This window comes from Saccharopolyspora shandongensis (genome assembly GCF_900106995.1).
Taxonomy (GTDB): domain Bacteria; phylum Actinomycetota; class Actinomycetes; order Mycobacteriales; family Pseudonocardiaceae; genus Saccharopolyspora; species Saccharopolyspora shandongensis.
On sequence record NZ_FNOK01000057.1, the window covers coordinates 14,195 to 28,321 of the forward strand.

General features: G+C 70.5%; 12 protein-coding genes. 5 read left to right on the forward strand and 7 right to left on the reverse strand.

Going from position 1 to position 14,127, the window contains the following annotated elements; translation table 11 throughout:
• The first annotated feature begins 50 nt into the window (after window positions 1–50).
• The gene (locus BLW84_RS37505; RefSeq protein ID WP_093275718.1) at window positions 51–488 is read left to right on the forward strand and encodes a DUF4383 domain-containing protein; all 438 of its coding nucleotides are present in this window, start codon (window positions 51–53) and stop codon (window positions 486–488) included.
• Between the two features lie 83 nt (window positions 489–571).
• Here the strand turns inward: BLW84_RS37505 and BLW84_RS37510 are convergent, their stop codons facing one another.
• The 3 genes from BLW84_RS37510 to BLW84_RS37520 form a co-directional block, all read right to left on the reverse strand.
• Window positions 572–790 (reverse strand): hypothetical protein, encoded by a 219-nt coding sequence (locus tag BLW84_RS37510; protein WP_093275720.1) that lies wholly within the window; start codon window positions 788–790, stop codon window positions 572–574.
• A 269-nt stretch (window positions 791–1,059) separates the two neighbouring features.
• Window positions 1,060–1,425 (reverse strand): STAS domain-containing protein, encoded by a 366-nt coding sequence (locus tag BLW84_RS37515; protein WP_177226905.1) that lies wholly within the window; start codon window positions 1,423–1,425, stop codon window positions 1,060–1,062.
• A gap of 267 nt (window positions 1,426–1,692) precedes the next feature.
• Window positions 1,693–2,268 carry a GNAT family N-acetyltransferase gene (locus tag BLW84_RS37520; protein ID WP_093275726.1) on the reverse strand — a complete coding sequence of 192 codons (576 nt, stop codon included), beginning with the start codon at window positions 2,266–2,268 and terminating at the stop codon, window positions 1,693–1,695.
• Between the two features lie 284 nt (window positions 2,269–2,552).
• Here BLW84_RS37520 and BLW84_RS37525 point away from each other — a divergent pair, with 284 nt between their 5' ends.
• Entirely contained in the window at window positions 2,553–4,916 is a 2,364-nt protein-coding gene (locus tag BLW84_RS37525) for a xanthine dehydrogenase family protein molybdopterin-binding subunit (RefSeq protein WP_093275730.1), read from the forward strand.
• A gap of 49 nt (window positions 4,917–4,965) precedes the next feature.
• Here BLW84_RS37525 and BLW84_RS37530 read toward each other — a convergent pair whose 3' ends face one another.
• Window positions 4,966–5,442: a hypothetical protein gene (locus tag BLW84_RS37530; protein WP_093275736.1), complete on the reverse strand. Its 477-nt coding sequence runs from the start codon at window positions 5,440–5,442 to the stop codon at window positions 4,966–4,968.
• Between the two features lie 37 nt (window positions 5,443–5,479).
• Window positions 5,480–6,007 (reverse strand): CGNR zinc finger domain-containing protein, encoded by a 528-nt coding sequence (locus tag BLW84_RS37535; protein ID WP_093275739.1) that lies wholly within the window; start codon window positions 6,005–6,007, stop codon window positions 5,480–5,482.
• Window positions 6,008–6,085: 78 nt separating this feature from the next.
• On the opposite strand from BLW84_RS37535, the gene BLW84_RS37540 reads away from it, so the two are divergent.
• Window positions 6,086–6,904, forward strand: coding sequence for an alpha/beta fold hydrolase (locus BLW84_RS37540; protein WP_093275741.1), 819 nt, complete (start codon window positions 6,086–6,088; stop codon window positions 6,902–6,904).
• A 120-nt stretch (window positions 6,905–7,024) separates the two neighbouring features.
• Entirely contained in the window at window positions 7,025–8,152 is a 1,128-nt protein-coding gene (locus tag BLW84_RS37545; protein ID WP_143061239.1) for a hypothetical protein, read from the forward strand.
• On the opposite strand, the gene BLW84_RS37550 is transcribed toward BLW84_RS37545, so the two are convergent.
• Window positions 8,135–11,122, reverse strand: coding sequence for a GH116 family glycosyl hydrolase (locus BLW84_RS37550; RefSeq protein WP_093275747.1), 2,988 nt, complete (start codon window positions 11,120–11,122; stop codon window positions 8,135–8,137). The two genes, BLW84_RS37545 and BLW84_RS37550, sit on opposite strands and share 18 nt — an antisense overlap.
• A 467-nt stretch (window positions 11,123–11,589) precedes the next feature.
• Between BLW84_RS37550 and BLW84_RS37555 the strand changes: the two genes are divergently transcribed.
• The gene (locus BLW84_RS37555; RefSeq protein WP_093275750.1) at window positions 11,590–12,927 is read left to right on the forward strand and encodes an MFS transporter; all 1,338 of its coding nucleotides are present in this window, start codon (window positions 11,590–11,592) and stop codon (window positions 12,925–12,927) included.
• Here BLW84_RS37555 and BLW84_RS37560 read toward each other — a convergent pair.
• On the reverse strand, window positions 12,913–14,064 hold the full coding sequence (locus BLW84_RS37560) for a MalY/PatB family protein (protein ID WP_177226906.1): 1,152 nt from the start codon (window positions 14,062–14,064) through the stop codon (window positions 12,913–12,915). The genes BLW84_RS37555 and BLW84_RS37560 overlap by 15 nt on opposite strands.
• Between the last annotated feature and the right edge of the window lie 63 nt (window positions 14,065–14,127).

The following is a 14,127-nucleotide window of genomic DNA, read 5'->3' on the forward strand; positions in this document are numbered from 1 at the left end:
GATCGCCCCACGGCGGGCATTCGGGAGGCGAGCGCGTCCGGAGGTGCCCGATGGTTTCCCGCTCGCGATGGCAGCGCCCGCTGATGCGCTGGCAGTTGTTGCTGGGCGCGGAAGGCCTGTTGCTGATCCTGCTCGGCGCGCTGGGACTGGCCGGTCGGCAGGCGGGAGCCGTCCCGGTGCTGGTGGTCTTCCACCTCAACACCGCGCACAGCGTCCTGCTGCTGATCGCCGGTGTGCTCGCGCTGGTCGCCGCACCGTGGCGGCGCGGGGCGGCGCTGTTCGCGGCGGTGCAGATGGTCGGCGGCGTGATGCTGTTCGTCTACGGCACGGCGGAAAGCACTGCGGGCGAAGGGAGAACGCCGTTGCTGTTGCACCCGGCCGAGAACTTCCTGCACGCGGGCCTGGCCGTGCTCGGCTTCATCATCCTGTGCGGCGTGGAGTCGACGCCGCGCCCGGTCCGGCCGCGCCGCATGGTCCCCCGGCATTGAGGCGGTAGGCGTTGACCACATCCGGGACGGCCCCGGCACCCGGACAGCCGCTTTGGACGGACGCCTGGCGTGCGGCCCCGCCGTTAGAGGTTTTCAGCAGAGGGGTCGATCGCCGGTTCCATCGACATTGCCAAGACGGTGTTGATCTCGTGGCGTAGTTCGTCCTCGGTGTCGAACCCGACGTTCACGTCGGCATGACCCGGCAGGCTGTACGTGAGCCGCCAGATCCCGCCGACCGACCGGGTGACCGATAGCCGCGCCTCGAAGTCTTGCGCCCCGTACCGGATCACGAAACCGTCCATTTCGGTACCTTCGTCCTTCTCGCCTCAGCATGCGGATGCGGCGGGTTGGAAGCACAGGGCATTACGACCTTGGGCCAGTGAGGTGGTGCCCCGCCGGACGCCGAGTTGATCGGGCGTCGCGTGGATCGGGGAGTGCAGCAGCGAAAGAGAGCTCTCGCCTCGAACGGTGACCGAAGGCTTCTCAGGTTGACGTGTTCGGTGGTGAGTCCGTCGAGCACTCGTTGAAGAGTTGGCGAGCCGCCTCGTTGTTGTTCAGAACGTCTGATGGTTCAGACCGTGAGAGGGGCCGGGCTGGACCTGTCCAGCCCGCCTGCGCGCAACGCTCGTTCGACGGCGGTGGAACCGCCGGCCACGATGAACTCCACGTCTCGGTGGGGCGCGTAGGCGAGGGCGGCGGTGATCAGTTCCAACCCCGCCACGCCCAGGAAGGTCACGCCACTGAGGTCCAGTACAACGGTCGACAGCTTGGTCAGCAGCCGAGGCCACAGCAGGGCGGCCACTCGTGGGGCCGTTGCGGTATCGATTTCGCCGGTCGCGGTCAGCACGACCACGTCGTGGCTGGGGTAGGTGAGGCGGAGCCGAAGAGTGGATCCGAACTTGATGGCTTCCAAGTGCAGGCCAGACGACGTTGGCACGGGCATTTCAGCGGGGGCAAGAAGAGGTCCCGGGCGTTGCAGGGCACGCGCGGTCGTTCGGATGGTCATGAAATGATCCGATCCAAGCCGAACAGGATGGTCGCTCGGCTCGCTAGAGCTGTGAGGAGAGCGGCCCTGCGTCGTGTCAACGGGTGACGTGGTGGGAGCAGCCCTGTCGATTGCAGGAGCAACCAGTTCAGCCAGCTACCCGCAACCCTACGCTTCCGGGACCGGAAAAAGCAGAAAGCGACCGTCGGGGCCCCGTCATCACTGCGCGCGGTAGCCAGGCGGCAGGTCCGCACGCGGCGCCAACCGGTCCAGGTCAGCCGGCCGAAGCCGGTAGAGCTCCACGGTCTGCCCGAAGTACTTGTCGGTCTCCCCGGCCCATTCCATGCCGTTGTCGCGGACCGTCTCCGCAGCCTGGACGTTGTCCGGCCGGACCACCGCGAAAAGCTCATCGACCTCGTGCTCGAACGCCCACCGAACCAGCGCGAACATCGCCTCACCGGTGTAACCCTGTTCCCAGAGTTCCGGATGCACGTGCCAGCCCACTTCAAGGTCCTGATTGCCCGGCGGCAGCGGCAGCAGGGACGCACCACCGATCACACGGTCGTCCTCGCGTCGCTGGATGCACCAACGTCCCACGGGCGGGATGGCTCTGACGTCCTCGGCGATCCACTGCCGCAACAACAGGCGCATGGCCACAAGGTCCGGAACCGTCTCCATGATCGGGCTCAGCCACCGCGTCACCTCGGCGCTGCCGTACACGTCGAGCGCCGCTTCTGCGTCCTCGATGCGCCAGCTCCGCAAGAGCAACCTGTTCGTGACCAGCTGCCGAGCCATGCTGCCAGGATAACCGCCCATTCCAGGGCCAGTGCAGTCTTCGCGGGCACCGCCCAGTCCGCGCGGAGCTGGGGCGCTCGCCAGAACCTGGATAACGGCAGGGAAACAAGAGGCTGTTCGCCATCGCGGACCAAGCCGCTCACGAGGGCTCACCAGGCTCGGCCGGTTCCGGTGCCGCCCGATTCCGGACGCAGCGGGAATTTCCGGCGGGTGTTCGGCGTTGGGCCCCGACCGCAACCGGATTTCCGGTGCTTGCCGACGACGGGACGGATAGGGTTTCGAACATGGTGGGTTCATTGCTGGGGACCGAAGTCCAACGGGTCGAGGACCCGGAACTGCTCCGCGGTCGGGGCACCTACGTCGGCAACCTCGAACTGACGGGCATGCTGCACCTCGGGTTCGTCCGCTCGCCGCTCGCGCACGCGCGGCTGGGCAATGTGGACGTCACCGCGGCCGCCGCCGCGCCGGGCGTCGTCGCGGCGTTCACGGCGGCCGACCTGGACGTGCCGATTCCTCCGCCGTTCATCGAGCTCAACGCGAAGTGCGCGCGGCCGCCGCTGGCCACCGACCGAGTCCGGTTCGTCGGCGAGGCCGTCGCCGTGGTCGTCGGCGAGAGCGCCGCGGCGGTTGCCGACGCGATCGAGCTGGTCGACGTCGACTACGACCCGCTGCCCGCCGTCGCCGATCCGGAGCAGGCCCTGGACCCCGCTGCGGAGCAGCAGTTCCCGGAGCTGGGTTCGAACGTGGCCGCCGGATATCGCGACGCGGCCGGGGCGGACGTGCTGGCCGAGGCGGACGTCGTGGTCCGGGCCCGCATCGAGAACCAGCGCGTCGCGGTGGTTCCGTTGGAGGGCAACGCGATCGCGGTGCAGCCGGGCGGCCCGAACGAGGAGTACGACGCCACGGTGCACGTCTCGACGCAGATGCCGCACGGCCTGCGGGACGGGGTGGCGAAGGCGTTCGGCTGGGAGCCGGAGCGGGTGCGGGTGATCTCCCCGCACGTCGGCGGCGGGTTCGGCGGCAAGGCCGGGGTGATCCCGGAGCACGCGGTGGCGGTCGCGGTCGCCAACCGCCTGGGGCGGCCGGTCCGGTGGATCGAGACGCGCTCGGAGAACATGCAGGCGATGCCGCACGGCCGGGCGCAGGTGCAGTTCGCGGAGCTGGGCCTCAAGCGCGACGGCACGATCGTCGGGTTGCGCTGCCGCGTGATCGGCGACTCCGGTGCCTACGCGGGCTGGGGCGGCATCCTGGCCATGGGCTCGACGCGCATGATGGCGCAGGGCGTCTACCAGATCCCGAAGATCAGCTACGACGCCGTCGCCGCGATGACCAACACCACGCCGACCGGCGCGTTCCGCGGCGCGGGGCGGCCGGAGGCCGCGGCGATGCTGGAGCGGATGATGGACCTGGCCGCGGCCGAACTGGACGTGGACCCGGTCGCGTTGCGGCGCAAGAACTTCCTCGTGCCGGAGTCCTTCCCGTACAAGACGGTGGTGGGCGCCAACTACGACAGCGGCGACTACGAGCTGCCCTTCGACGAGGCCTTGCGGCTGGCCGACTACGACGCGCTGCGCGCCGAGCAGGCCCGGCGCATCGCCGCCGGTGAGAAGGTGCTGCTGGGCATCGGGGTGGCCGCGTACGTGGAGATCACCGGCGGCGGCTCGGGCGAGTACGCCGAGGTCGAGGTGCACGAGAACGGCGCCCGGATCAAGGTCGGCACGTCCGCGCACGGGCAGGGGCACGCGACCTCGTTCGCCATGATCGTCTCCGACACGCTGGGCATCCCGATGGAGTCGATCGAGTTCGTGCAGTCCGACACGGCGCAGGTGCCGCGTGGTGGCGGCACCGGCGGTTCCCGGTCGCTGCAGATCGCGGGCAGCGCGGTGCAGGAGGCCGGCACCAGCGTGCTGCAGAAGGCCAAGGAGCTCGCGGCGTCCAGGTTGGAGGCATCCGTCGACGACATCCAGGTGACCGACGGCGGCGAGCTCGGCGTGGCCGGGGTGCCGAGCGCGACGATCGCGTGGGCGGAGCTCGCCCGCGCCGCCGCCGACGACGGCGACCGGCTGGCCGCGAACGTCGACTTCGCGCCCGGCGGCGCGACGTTCCCGTTCGGCGCGCACGTGTCGGTGGTCGAGGTGGACACCGAGACCGGGTTCGTCCGGCCGCTGCGACACGTCGCGGTGGACGACTGCGGCCGGGTGCTCAACCCGCTGATCGTGCGCGGCCAGCAGCACGGCGGCGCGGCGCAGGGCATCGCGCAGGCGCTGTGGGAGCAGGTCACCTTCGACGCCGACGGCAACCCGGAGACCGGCACCCTCGCCGACTACACGATCCCGTCGGCGGCGGACCTGCCGTCCTTCGAGGTGTCGAACACCGAGACCCCGAGCCCGCACAACCCGTTGGGCGCCAAGGGAATCGGCGAGTCCGCCACCATCGGCTCGACCCCGGCGGTGCAGAACGCCGTGGTGGACGCGCTCAAGCACCTCGGGGTCCGGCACGTCGACATGCCGACCACCCCGGAGCGGGTGTGGCGGGCGATCGAGGCCGGCGCGTCCGCGACGCACTGGCAGGAGCCGCCGGCAGCGTTCGAAACGCTGCCGCTGCGCCCGGACGACACCCCGGACGACGCCGACGAGGCCGTCGCCTGATCCGGTCCGAGGGGCGGGTGCTTTCGGTGGAAGGCGCCCGCCCTTCGCGTCAGGCGCGGCGGGCGCCCGGCGGCCAGATGACCGTGACCGGGAGCCCGCGGTCGCGGGCGGCCGCGACGATGTCGGCGGTGCCGCCGGGGCCGGCGGGCGGGCGGCCGTCCCAGACCGCGATCAGGTGGTTCGCCGTGTCGAGCATGCGCAGGCCGGCCGCCAGGTAGGCCTGCGGTTCCGCGGCGACGTAGTCGAGCTCGACGAGCTCGGACGCCGCCGCGCGCAGCGCGTCGAAGGTCACGAGGTGCGATTCGGGCAGCGAGTCGCGGTACTCGCTGGCCGGGAGGATCACGGCGAGCCGGCCGCCGTGGTCGAGCACGAGCCGCGCGAAGATGCTGTCCGCGCCGTCGGCGAGGCAGGTGAGCCCGACGAGTTCGGCGGCCTGGTAGCCGCCGATCTCCGCGCGCAGCCCGTCGGCCACCATTCGGGCTGTTTCCGCAGGTAGTCCTCTGTGCCCGGTGATCGCAACCCGCATCGAACGTTCCTATTCCTCGTCGTGAACGCCGGTCGGATCAGGCCTTGCGGCGCGTTCGGTAGGCGCGCATCTTGTGGCGCGCTCCGCAGATGTCCATGCTGCACCAGGTGCTGTTGTTGCCCGGTGACCTGTCGTAGTACAGCCAGCGGCAGTCGTCGGCCCGGCAGACCTTGAGTCGGCCCTGCTTGCCGCGCAGCCCGTCGACCACCAGGGTCGCGATGAGCCGGCCGACGAGCCGCTCGACGGCGGACCCGTGCGCGATCGGGATCTCCACCTGGCCGTCCTGCCACTGAGGCGCGTCGAGCAGGCGGCTCGCGTAGTCGTTCAGGTCCGCGGAGCCGGTTCCGGCGAGATGGTCGCGGATCGCCTCCCGGGCCCGCGCCAGTTCCTGACGCCCGGGCTCGTCCAGCTCGTCGGCCGCTTCAGGCCAGTCGTGCGCGCGCAGCCAGGCCTGGGTGCCTGCCACGTCCGCGAAGGCGTCCTCGTCGTGCAGGAAGCGCGCGGAGTTGCCGAACGCTTCGACTGCTTCCAGCTCGCCCGGTGCGGCCGGTCGGTCGTATGCCACGACATCAGATTACCGTCATATAGCTTCTGATGGTAACGTTACCGGCATAGGCTTTGAGGCGGTAACGAGGAGGTCGAGATGAACTGGGAGCTGCCGGAGCGGCACGAGTCGCGGCACGGAACGGTGCGCTGGGCGAGCCTGGGACAGGGCGATCCGGTGGTGCTGATGCACGGGACGCCGTTCTCCTCGTACGTCTGGCGCGATGTCGCCGTGGCGCTCAGCGCCCGGCACCAGGTGTTCGTCTGGGACATGCCGGGCTACGGGCAGTCCGAGAAGCGCGACGGTCAGGACGTCTCGCTGGCCGCCCAGCAGGAGGTGTTCACGGGCCTGCTGCGGCTCTGGGGCCTGCGCGCCCCCTCGGTGATCGCCCACGATTTCGGCGGCGCGGTGGCTCTGCGGACGGCGCTGCTGGATGGTGTCCAATATGGACGGCTGGCGCTGATCGACGCGGTGAGCGTGCGCCCGTGGGGCTCGGAGTTCTTCCGCCTGGTGCACGACGACCACGAGGTCTTCGAGGCGTTGCCGCCGAACCTGCACGAGGCGCTGGTCCGCCGCTACATCACGACGGCGGCGCACCGCGAGCTGCGCGGCGAGGTGCTCGACGCGCTGGTCGAGCCCTGGCTCGGCGAAGCGGGCCGCCCGGCGTTCTACCGGCAGATCGCCCAGGCCGACGAACGCTTCACCCGCGAGGTCGAGGACCGCTACGGGGAACTCGACTGCCCGGTCCTGATCGCCTGGGGAGACCAGGACGCGTGGCTGCCGCCGGAGCGCGCGAAGGACCTGGCGAAGCGGATCCCGCAGGTCGAGCTGGCCTGGATCGGCGAAGCCGGCCACCTGGTGCAGGAGGACAACCCGGCGAAGGTGACGGCCCTCGTCACGGATTTCCTCGGCCGCTGACCGCCAGGCACCCCGCGGCTTGCGTCGAAGCCGCGGGACGCGGCCCCACGGCGGGATTCGAGAAACCGAGGCTGGCGGCTGCCACGTTGTTGTCGGGGGCCGGTGCCAGAATCTCGCGGCATGGCGAGGAGAACGGTTCGGGCGCTGGCCGGCCTGCTGGTTCGTTCGGGCATGGTGGCGGAGGAGAAGGCCGCCGAGGTGCTGGCCGGCATCGGCAAGCGAAACGATCTGGACGAGGAGCTGGCGGAACACGACATCTTCGGTTGGCTCCCGGAATTCGGCATCGCGATCTCGGTGCACGGTGAAGACGTCGACCACGTCGAGGGCTACTACCGGTACCTGCTGGAACGGGAAGTGACCGCGTGCACGGGTGGCGCGGTGGTCGTCTCGGATCTGGTGCTGGTGCGCGACGAGGACGACTACGAGTTCCTGCACTTCCTGCGCAACGGCGAGTCCGTCTGGTGGTCGGTCGAGCACCAGTCCGATGACTACGCGGACCAGGGAGCAGTGGCGACGCAGATCATCGACCTGAACCCGGGCGGCGACGATCCGCGCGTGTTCTACCAACTCCGGCGGGAGACGGTGGAGGCATGTCAGGACGATGTGCACGTCCTGGCGTCGCCGGCGCAGGCCAGGGCGCTTCGCGACGAGTTCGGCCTCGATTTCTACGGGCCGGACGTGGAGTGGCCGCGTCGCGGGGCGGCACCGACGGCGGAGCCGGGCACGGCCGAGTGGTACATGCAGGAGGATCGCCGGCTCATGACCGAATCGGCCAAGGAATTCCTCGACCGGTGGCTGTCCGATATGGACGGTGCGCTTGACGCGTGGCGTTCCGGGTTCCTGCCGGAGGACTTCCCGTTCGACTTCTCCCTCGACTCCCTGGACGCGCTGGGGCGGCTCGTGCTCGACCGGTTCCCCGCCCGGTCGGCGGTCCGCGAAGCCGCCGGGGACCCGTTCGTCGTGGGCGCGGTTCGCTACCTCGGCGAGACGCTGATCCGGAACGGGCAGAACCACTGGGGTTACCAGGACCTGGTGGGGGACGTGGACGACTGGATGCCGAAGATCCGGCCCAACACCCCGGACGCCTTCCAGCTGATCGTGACCCCGCTGCACGAGCTCTGCGCTGCCGCCGGCGATCGCGATCCCGGCATCCTCGGCAGGTCGGCCGAGGAGCTGCACGACTCGGTCGACCGGTACGCGAAGGCGCTGCGGGCGCTCGGCTCGATGCGGTCAGAGGTGGACGTCTAGGCGCTGACCTGCGTTGATCGTGCAGGTCTTGGGGAAGCGGAGCAGCGGGCCGGATTCGTCGGCGCTCGTCCGCACGTCGACCGGGGCGCCGTCGAGGGTGGCTCGCGGCTCGGCGGCGGTCGCGTCGAGGCGGAGGGTGCGCAGCGCCAGGCGGCCGTGGTGGAGCTCGATCGTGCTGGTGCGTTCGGATTCGGTGCGCGTCTGCCGGTACCGGCCCCAGCCTTCGGCCGTCGCGAAGGCCGCCGCGAACTCCTCGGGACGGATCTTGGGGGCGAAGCCCAGGTGCCGGTTGGGGCCGTGGTGCTCGAAGCCGAGCGCGCTCAGGTAGGTGCCGAAGCTGGCCATCGAGCGCGCGTAGTGGTCGCTGCACTCGATCTCGTTGTACGGGTTGCGCCGCAGCGGGCCGTACCGGTCGTGCACGGAGCGGGCGATCGCCAGGCCCTCGCCGGCCATTCCCTCGGCGATCAGGTGCGCGGCCACCTGGTACTCGATGCCGTGCCAGGCCTCGTTGAAGTAGCTGGTCGACCAGTTGTCGCCGGCCTCGTCGCCGCCGCCGTCCGGCCACGTGCACATCACCAGCGCCGGGACGTCGGCGTCGTAGAAGATCCGCCCGCCGTCGATCGGGCTGTGCTCCCGGTATTCCATCGGCCGGGGCACGAAGTTGTGCCGCCAGATGCTGCGCAGCGCCGACCTGGTCGGCTCGGGTGGCAGCACGCGGGGCAGTCCGAGCTGGGCGGCCCAGCTCTGCCCGAGCAGCTGGTCGGCGAAGCAGCCCCGGTTGGTGTTGACCGAGCCCGGGTGCGCCGGGTCGAGCTCGTGCACGAAGTACTCGCCGTTGAACAGGTCCCGGACGATCACCTCGGTCCCGCTGGCGGCCAGTTCGGCGCAGCGCAGGGTGAACGCGTCGTCGCCGACCTCGCGAGCCATCGCCTCCCCGGCCCGCAGCGCCGCGACGTACAGCCCGGAGAGCCAGCTGTTGCGGCCGAACCAGGTGGCGTCCTGGGTGTTGGGCTGCGCGCCGTCGAGGATCCCGTCGGGCTCGGCGTCGGAGCCGATCAGGTACTCGACCGCCTGCCGGGTTCGCGGCCAGACGCGGTGCAGCCAGCCGGAATCCGGTGACATCTGGTGCTCGCGGTAGATCCGCAGGATCGTCCCGGCCTGCCCGTCGACGGCCGGGCTGCGGTCGGCCTCGCCGCGCATGCTCAGCTGCCCGGTCGCGGCGTGGAAACCGATGCCCAGGTCGACGCGTTCCCGCGTGTCCCGCTCCACGGCCGGGAACAGCCGGGCGAGCGCGTGTGCGTAGTGCCACACGTGCGTGCAGGTACCGGCGCAGCAGTAGGCGCCTTCCCAGCCGTAGAACCGGCCGTCGGCGAAGCGGTAGCAGGTCGACGTCGACAGGATCGTGGTGTTCGCGGCGACCCGTTCCAGGAACCAGTGCGGCAGCGTCGAGTCCTCGTACCAAGCGCGAGTCCACGCCCGCGTCGCGCCGAGCAGCCGCTCCTGTTCGCGCGCCAGGTGCGTGACGACGTCTTGCGCGCTGCCGAAGCGGTTCGCGTAGTGCCGCAGCAGTTCCCGGCTGCGCTCCAGGAACGCCAGCCCTTCCCGGTCCGGCACCGGGAAGTACCAGGCCAATGCGAACCGGATCGTCCGCTGCTCGCCCGGCTCCAGCGTCACGGCCGCCGCGACCACCCCGGCGCCGCGCTGCGTCAATCCATCCACTGTGGATGAGCCCAGTGCCGGTGCGAGGACGTCGCCCGGCGATTCGAAGGTCTCCGTCGCCGGGCAGACCCGCACCCGGTCGGCGCCGAGCGCGGCCAGGGCGACGCTGCCGTGGTCCGGCAGTTCCGGCAGGGCCGGTTGGGCGGGGGCGTGATCGGTGAGCCGGAGCTGGTCGACGCCGACGTGCCCCCACGGGCCGGTCTCGGCGTCGACGATCTCGATGACCGCGTCCGCGCCCTGCCACGGCCCCAGGTAGAGCACCCGGTCGGCCAGCCGGTCGCTGAACGAGCCGGTGGCGGTGCCGACGACCGCGCCGCCCACGACGACGTTGAGGCAGCACGTGCCGGGGTAGTTGCCGCCGCTGATGCGGAACCGCAGGTAGTTGCGCTCGATCCGGAACGGCTCGCTGCGCAGCGTCCCGGTCGCGCGATCCCGCGCTCCGGCGTCGGCGCCGGGGGCGCTCGCGTGCGAATCGGCCATCCGCATCCCGAACGCGCCCGCCTCGCCCTGGTAGCCGGGCCGGTCGAGGGTGCGGACCGGGCCGCTGCCGAACGCCTCGCCGGTCACCGACCAGCCCGCGTAGTCGGGCTTTTCCCAATCCTCCAACACGATGTCGGCGCGCCCCGGGTTCTCCGGTGCTCCCTCGGCGGCGGTGAACTGCACGCCGGTCGCACCGTCGAGGGCGAATTCCCGGGCGCGCAGCCGGAGCGGCCGGGTGTGCCTGCTGGTCAGGCAAACGGGATTCGCCAGGAATCCGGCGATCTCGACCTCCACCGTGATCGTCCCGGTGTTCGTCGCGGTGTAGTCGAGGAACACCGCGGGGTAGGAGCTGTCGTCGATCTCGGTCGGGACGAACGGCGAACAGGCGTTCAGCGCGATCCGCACCGGCTCGCCCGGATCGGCGTAGTCGACCTCCGCCGCCGGTGGCCGCCCGGCGAAGGTCACCTCCGGGAAGCCGCGCGCGTCGAGCCAGCGGGCGCGCACGCCGTCGCCGTCGGTGACGCGCACCGCGAAGCCGTGCTCGAAGGGCGAGCTCGGCAGCGGTGGCCGGGTGAAGTGCAGGTCGTTGATGTTGGCCGGGGCGGTCCGGTTGTCGACGTCCCAGAGCCACAGCCGCCCGTCGCCGCCAAGGTAGAGCTGACCGCAGCCGATGCCACCGACCGGCATCCCGACGAATCTCAGCTCCTCGCCGCGAAACCGGCTCGGGGCGCCGCGGTCGGACAGGTCCTCGCGTTCAGCTTCGGCGGACACGACGCAACTCCCTCTGCGCTACCGCGCGGGTGGCCGATTTCGGTGCGAAACCAGTCGATTCTAGGAATTCGCTGCGTGTTCGGGTGGTTACTCGGTACGTTGATCATCCGGTCGGACGAACGGCCGAGGATCGTTACCGACCGTGAGGATGCCCACTATGCGGGAGTCGCATCTCGGCTAGTGGTCGGCCGAGGTTTAGAGTGCGGTAGAGGCCGTTTTGAATGGGGTGGGGTGCGCTAGGGCGGGTTGTTGTTCTTGAAGCGGCGTAGCCGCTTAGCCCACCTACGCAACTTGCACCGCCGCGGGTTCTCAGGGGTCTTCTCGCGAGGACAGCCCCGACGCGTCGTATTGGTCATACGTGTGTCGGGATCCCACAGCGAGAAGGCCCCTGAGGTTCCGCCACCCGCACCGCCAAGCAGAACGAGCCTGGAAACAGGTATTCGTGTTACGAGGAAGGTTTCGACGTTATGGCGGTCGGCCAAGCCCCAGCACCAGGAGTGCGGGGTTCCGGAGCATCGGGAGATCCCACCCCGCGGAACTCGACCCGGCAGGTCGTGCTCGCCAGCCTCGTAGGCACCTCGATCGAGTTCTACGACTTCTACGTCTACGCGACCGCCGCGGTCCTGGTCTTCCCGCACCTGTTCTTCCCGGCGGGCGACCCCACCGCCGCGACCCTGCAGTCGCTGGCGACGTTCGCGATCGCCTTCGTCGCCCGCCCGGTCGGCTCCGCGCTGTTCGGGCACTTCGGCGACCGCATCGGCCGGAAGTCCACGCTCGTCGCGTCGCTGCTGACGATGGGCATCTCGACCGTGCTGATCGGCCTGCTGCCCGGCTACGAGCAGATCGGCGTCGTCGCGCCGCTGCTGCTGGCGCTGTGCCGGTTCGGCCAGGGCCTGGGCCTCGGCGGCGAGTGGGGCGGCGCCGCGCTGCTGGCCACCGAGAACGCGCCCGCGGGCAAGCGGGCCTTCTTCGGCACCTTCCCCCAGTTGGGCGCGCCGATCGGATTCTTCTTCGCCAACGGCCTGTTTCTGCTGCTGTCGGAGTTCATGGACGACGCGACGTTCCTGGCCTGGGGATGGCGCGTGCCGTTCCTGGTGTCGGCGGTGCTGGTCGTGGTCGGCCTGTGGGTGCGGCTGAGCATGCACGAAACCCCGGCGTTCGCGAAGGTCGTGGCGCGCAACGAGCGCGCGAAGGTGCCGTTCGCGCAGGTCTTCCGCAGCGACCTCAAGGCGCTGGTGCTCGGCACGTTCATCATGCTGGCCACCTACGTGCTCTTCTACCTGATGACGGTGTTCTCGCTGTCCTACGGCACGGCCAAGACCGGCCTGGGCTACGAGCGCTCGCAGTTCCTGGTCATGCTGCTGGTCGGCGTCGTGTTCTTCGGCCTGACGGTCCCGCTGGCCGGCTGGCTGGCCGACCGCTTCGGGCGGCGGCCCACGCTGATCAGCACCACCGTCGCGATCATCGTGTTCGGCCTGCTGCTGGGCCCGTGGTTCGGCGCGAACTCCGGCGTGGCCACGGTGACGTTCCTGATCGTCGGGCTCGGCCTGATGGGCATGACGTTCGGGCCGATGGGCGCGGTGCTGCCGGAGCTGTTCCCGACCGCGGTGCGCTACACCGGCGCCTCGGTGTCCTACAACCTGGCCAGCCTGCTGGGCGCCTCGGTCGCCCCGTACATCGCGACCTGGCTGGCCAGCTCCTACGGGCTGGGCTGGGTCGGCGTCTACCTGGCGGCGATGGGCGCCATCACGCTGATCGCGCTGATCATCTCCAGGGAGACCCGCGAGACCTCAATCGACGACTGAACCCACCCGCGCGAGCAGCTCGTCCAGCAACGGCAGCGAGGTCGCGTGGTTCAGACGGACGAAGCCCCGTCCGGCCGTCGAGCCGGGCGGGGCGTAGTTCGTTCCGGCGTTGACCCGGACCCGGGCGTCCCGCAACAGCACCTCCGCCGGTTCCGGGCCGAGCTCGCGTACGTCCAGCCAGGCCAGGAAACCAGCCTGCCCGCGGTGCACCCGGACCCGTGAGCGCTCGCCCGCCCACTCCTGCAGCCGGTCGCGCGTGCGGTCCAGGTAACTGCGCACCGCAGTCAGCCAGCCGCCGTCATCGCGCCACAGGGCGGTTGCGACGGCCAGCCCGGCCGTCGAGGCGCGCATCTTCTCGTGCGGCGGGATGGTGTCGAGGAGGTGTTTCGTCGACTCCTGGCACACCAGCACCGCGGACTTGAGCCCCGCGATGTTCCACCCCTTGGACGCGCTGGTCACCGTGACGGCCCGGTCGCCGACGGCGGCGAAGGGGACGAAGTCCTGATCGCTCGCGCGCAGCGGCGCGTGGACCTCGTCGCTGATCACGAAAGCCCCGTGCCGGTCGGCGAGTTCGGCGATCGTCCGCAGTTCCTCGCGCGACCAGATCCGGCCCGTCGGGTTGTGCGGGTGGCACAGCAGCACCGCCGTCGCGCCGGTGGCGAGCGCGTCGGCGACCGCGTCGAAGTCGATCCGCCAGCCCTCCTCGGTGTCGAGCAGCGGGCATTCCCGGACCGGCCGGCCGAGGTGGTCGAGCAGGCCTAGGAACGGGGGATAGGCCGGCGTCAGCAGCACGACGCCGTCGCCGGGCGCGGTCAGGCGGCGCACCGCCGCCTCCAGCCCCGCCAGCACGTCGGCGACGGGTGCGACCAGCGCGGGATCGACGCGCCAATCCTGTTCCCGCGCAACCCAATCCGCGAACGCCGCGAGGTGCTCGTCGATCACCGGGTAGCCGAAGTCGGCGCGCTCGACCAGTTCCAGCAGCACGTCGCGGGCCACCGGGCACAGCGGGTAATCCATCTCGGCGATCCAGGCGGGCAGGACGTCGGGATCGACCAGGGCCCACTTCTGCGAGCGGCGCCGCCGCAGCTCGTCGGGGCGCAGAGCATCGAATTCGGCGTGCAGTTCCGCAACCGTCATTCTCGTCATTATGCGCTGGCGGCGGCGCTCGATCGGCGAAATTCGTTGGCGCGACGCCGGGTT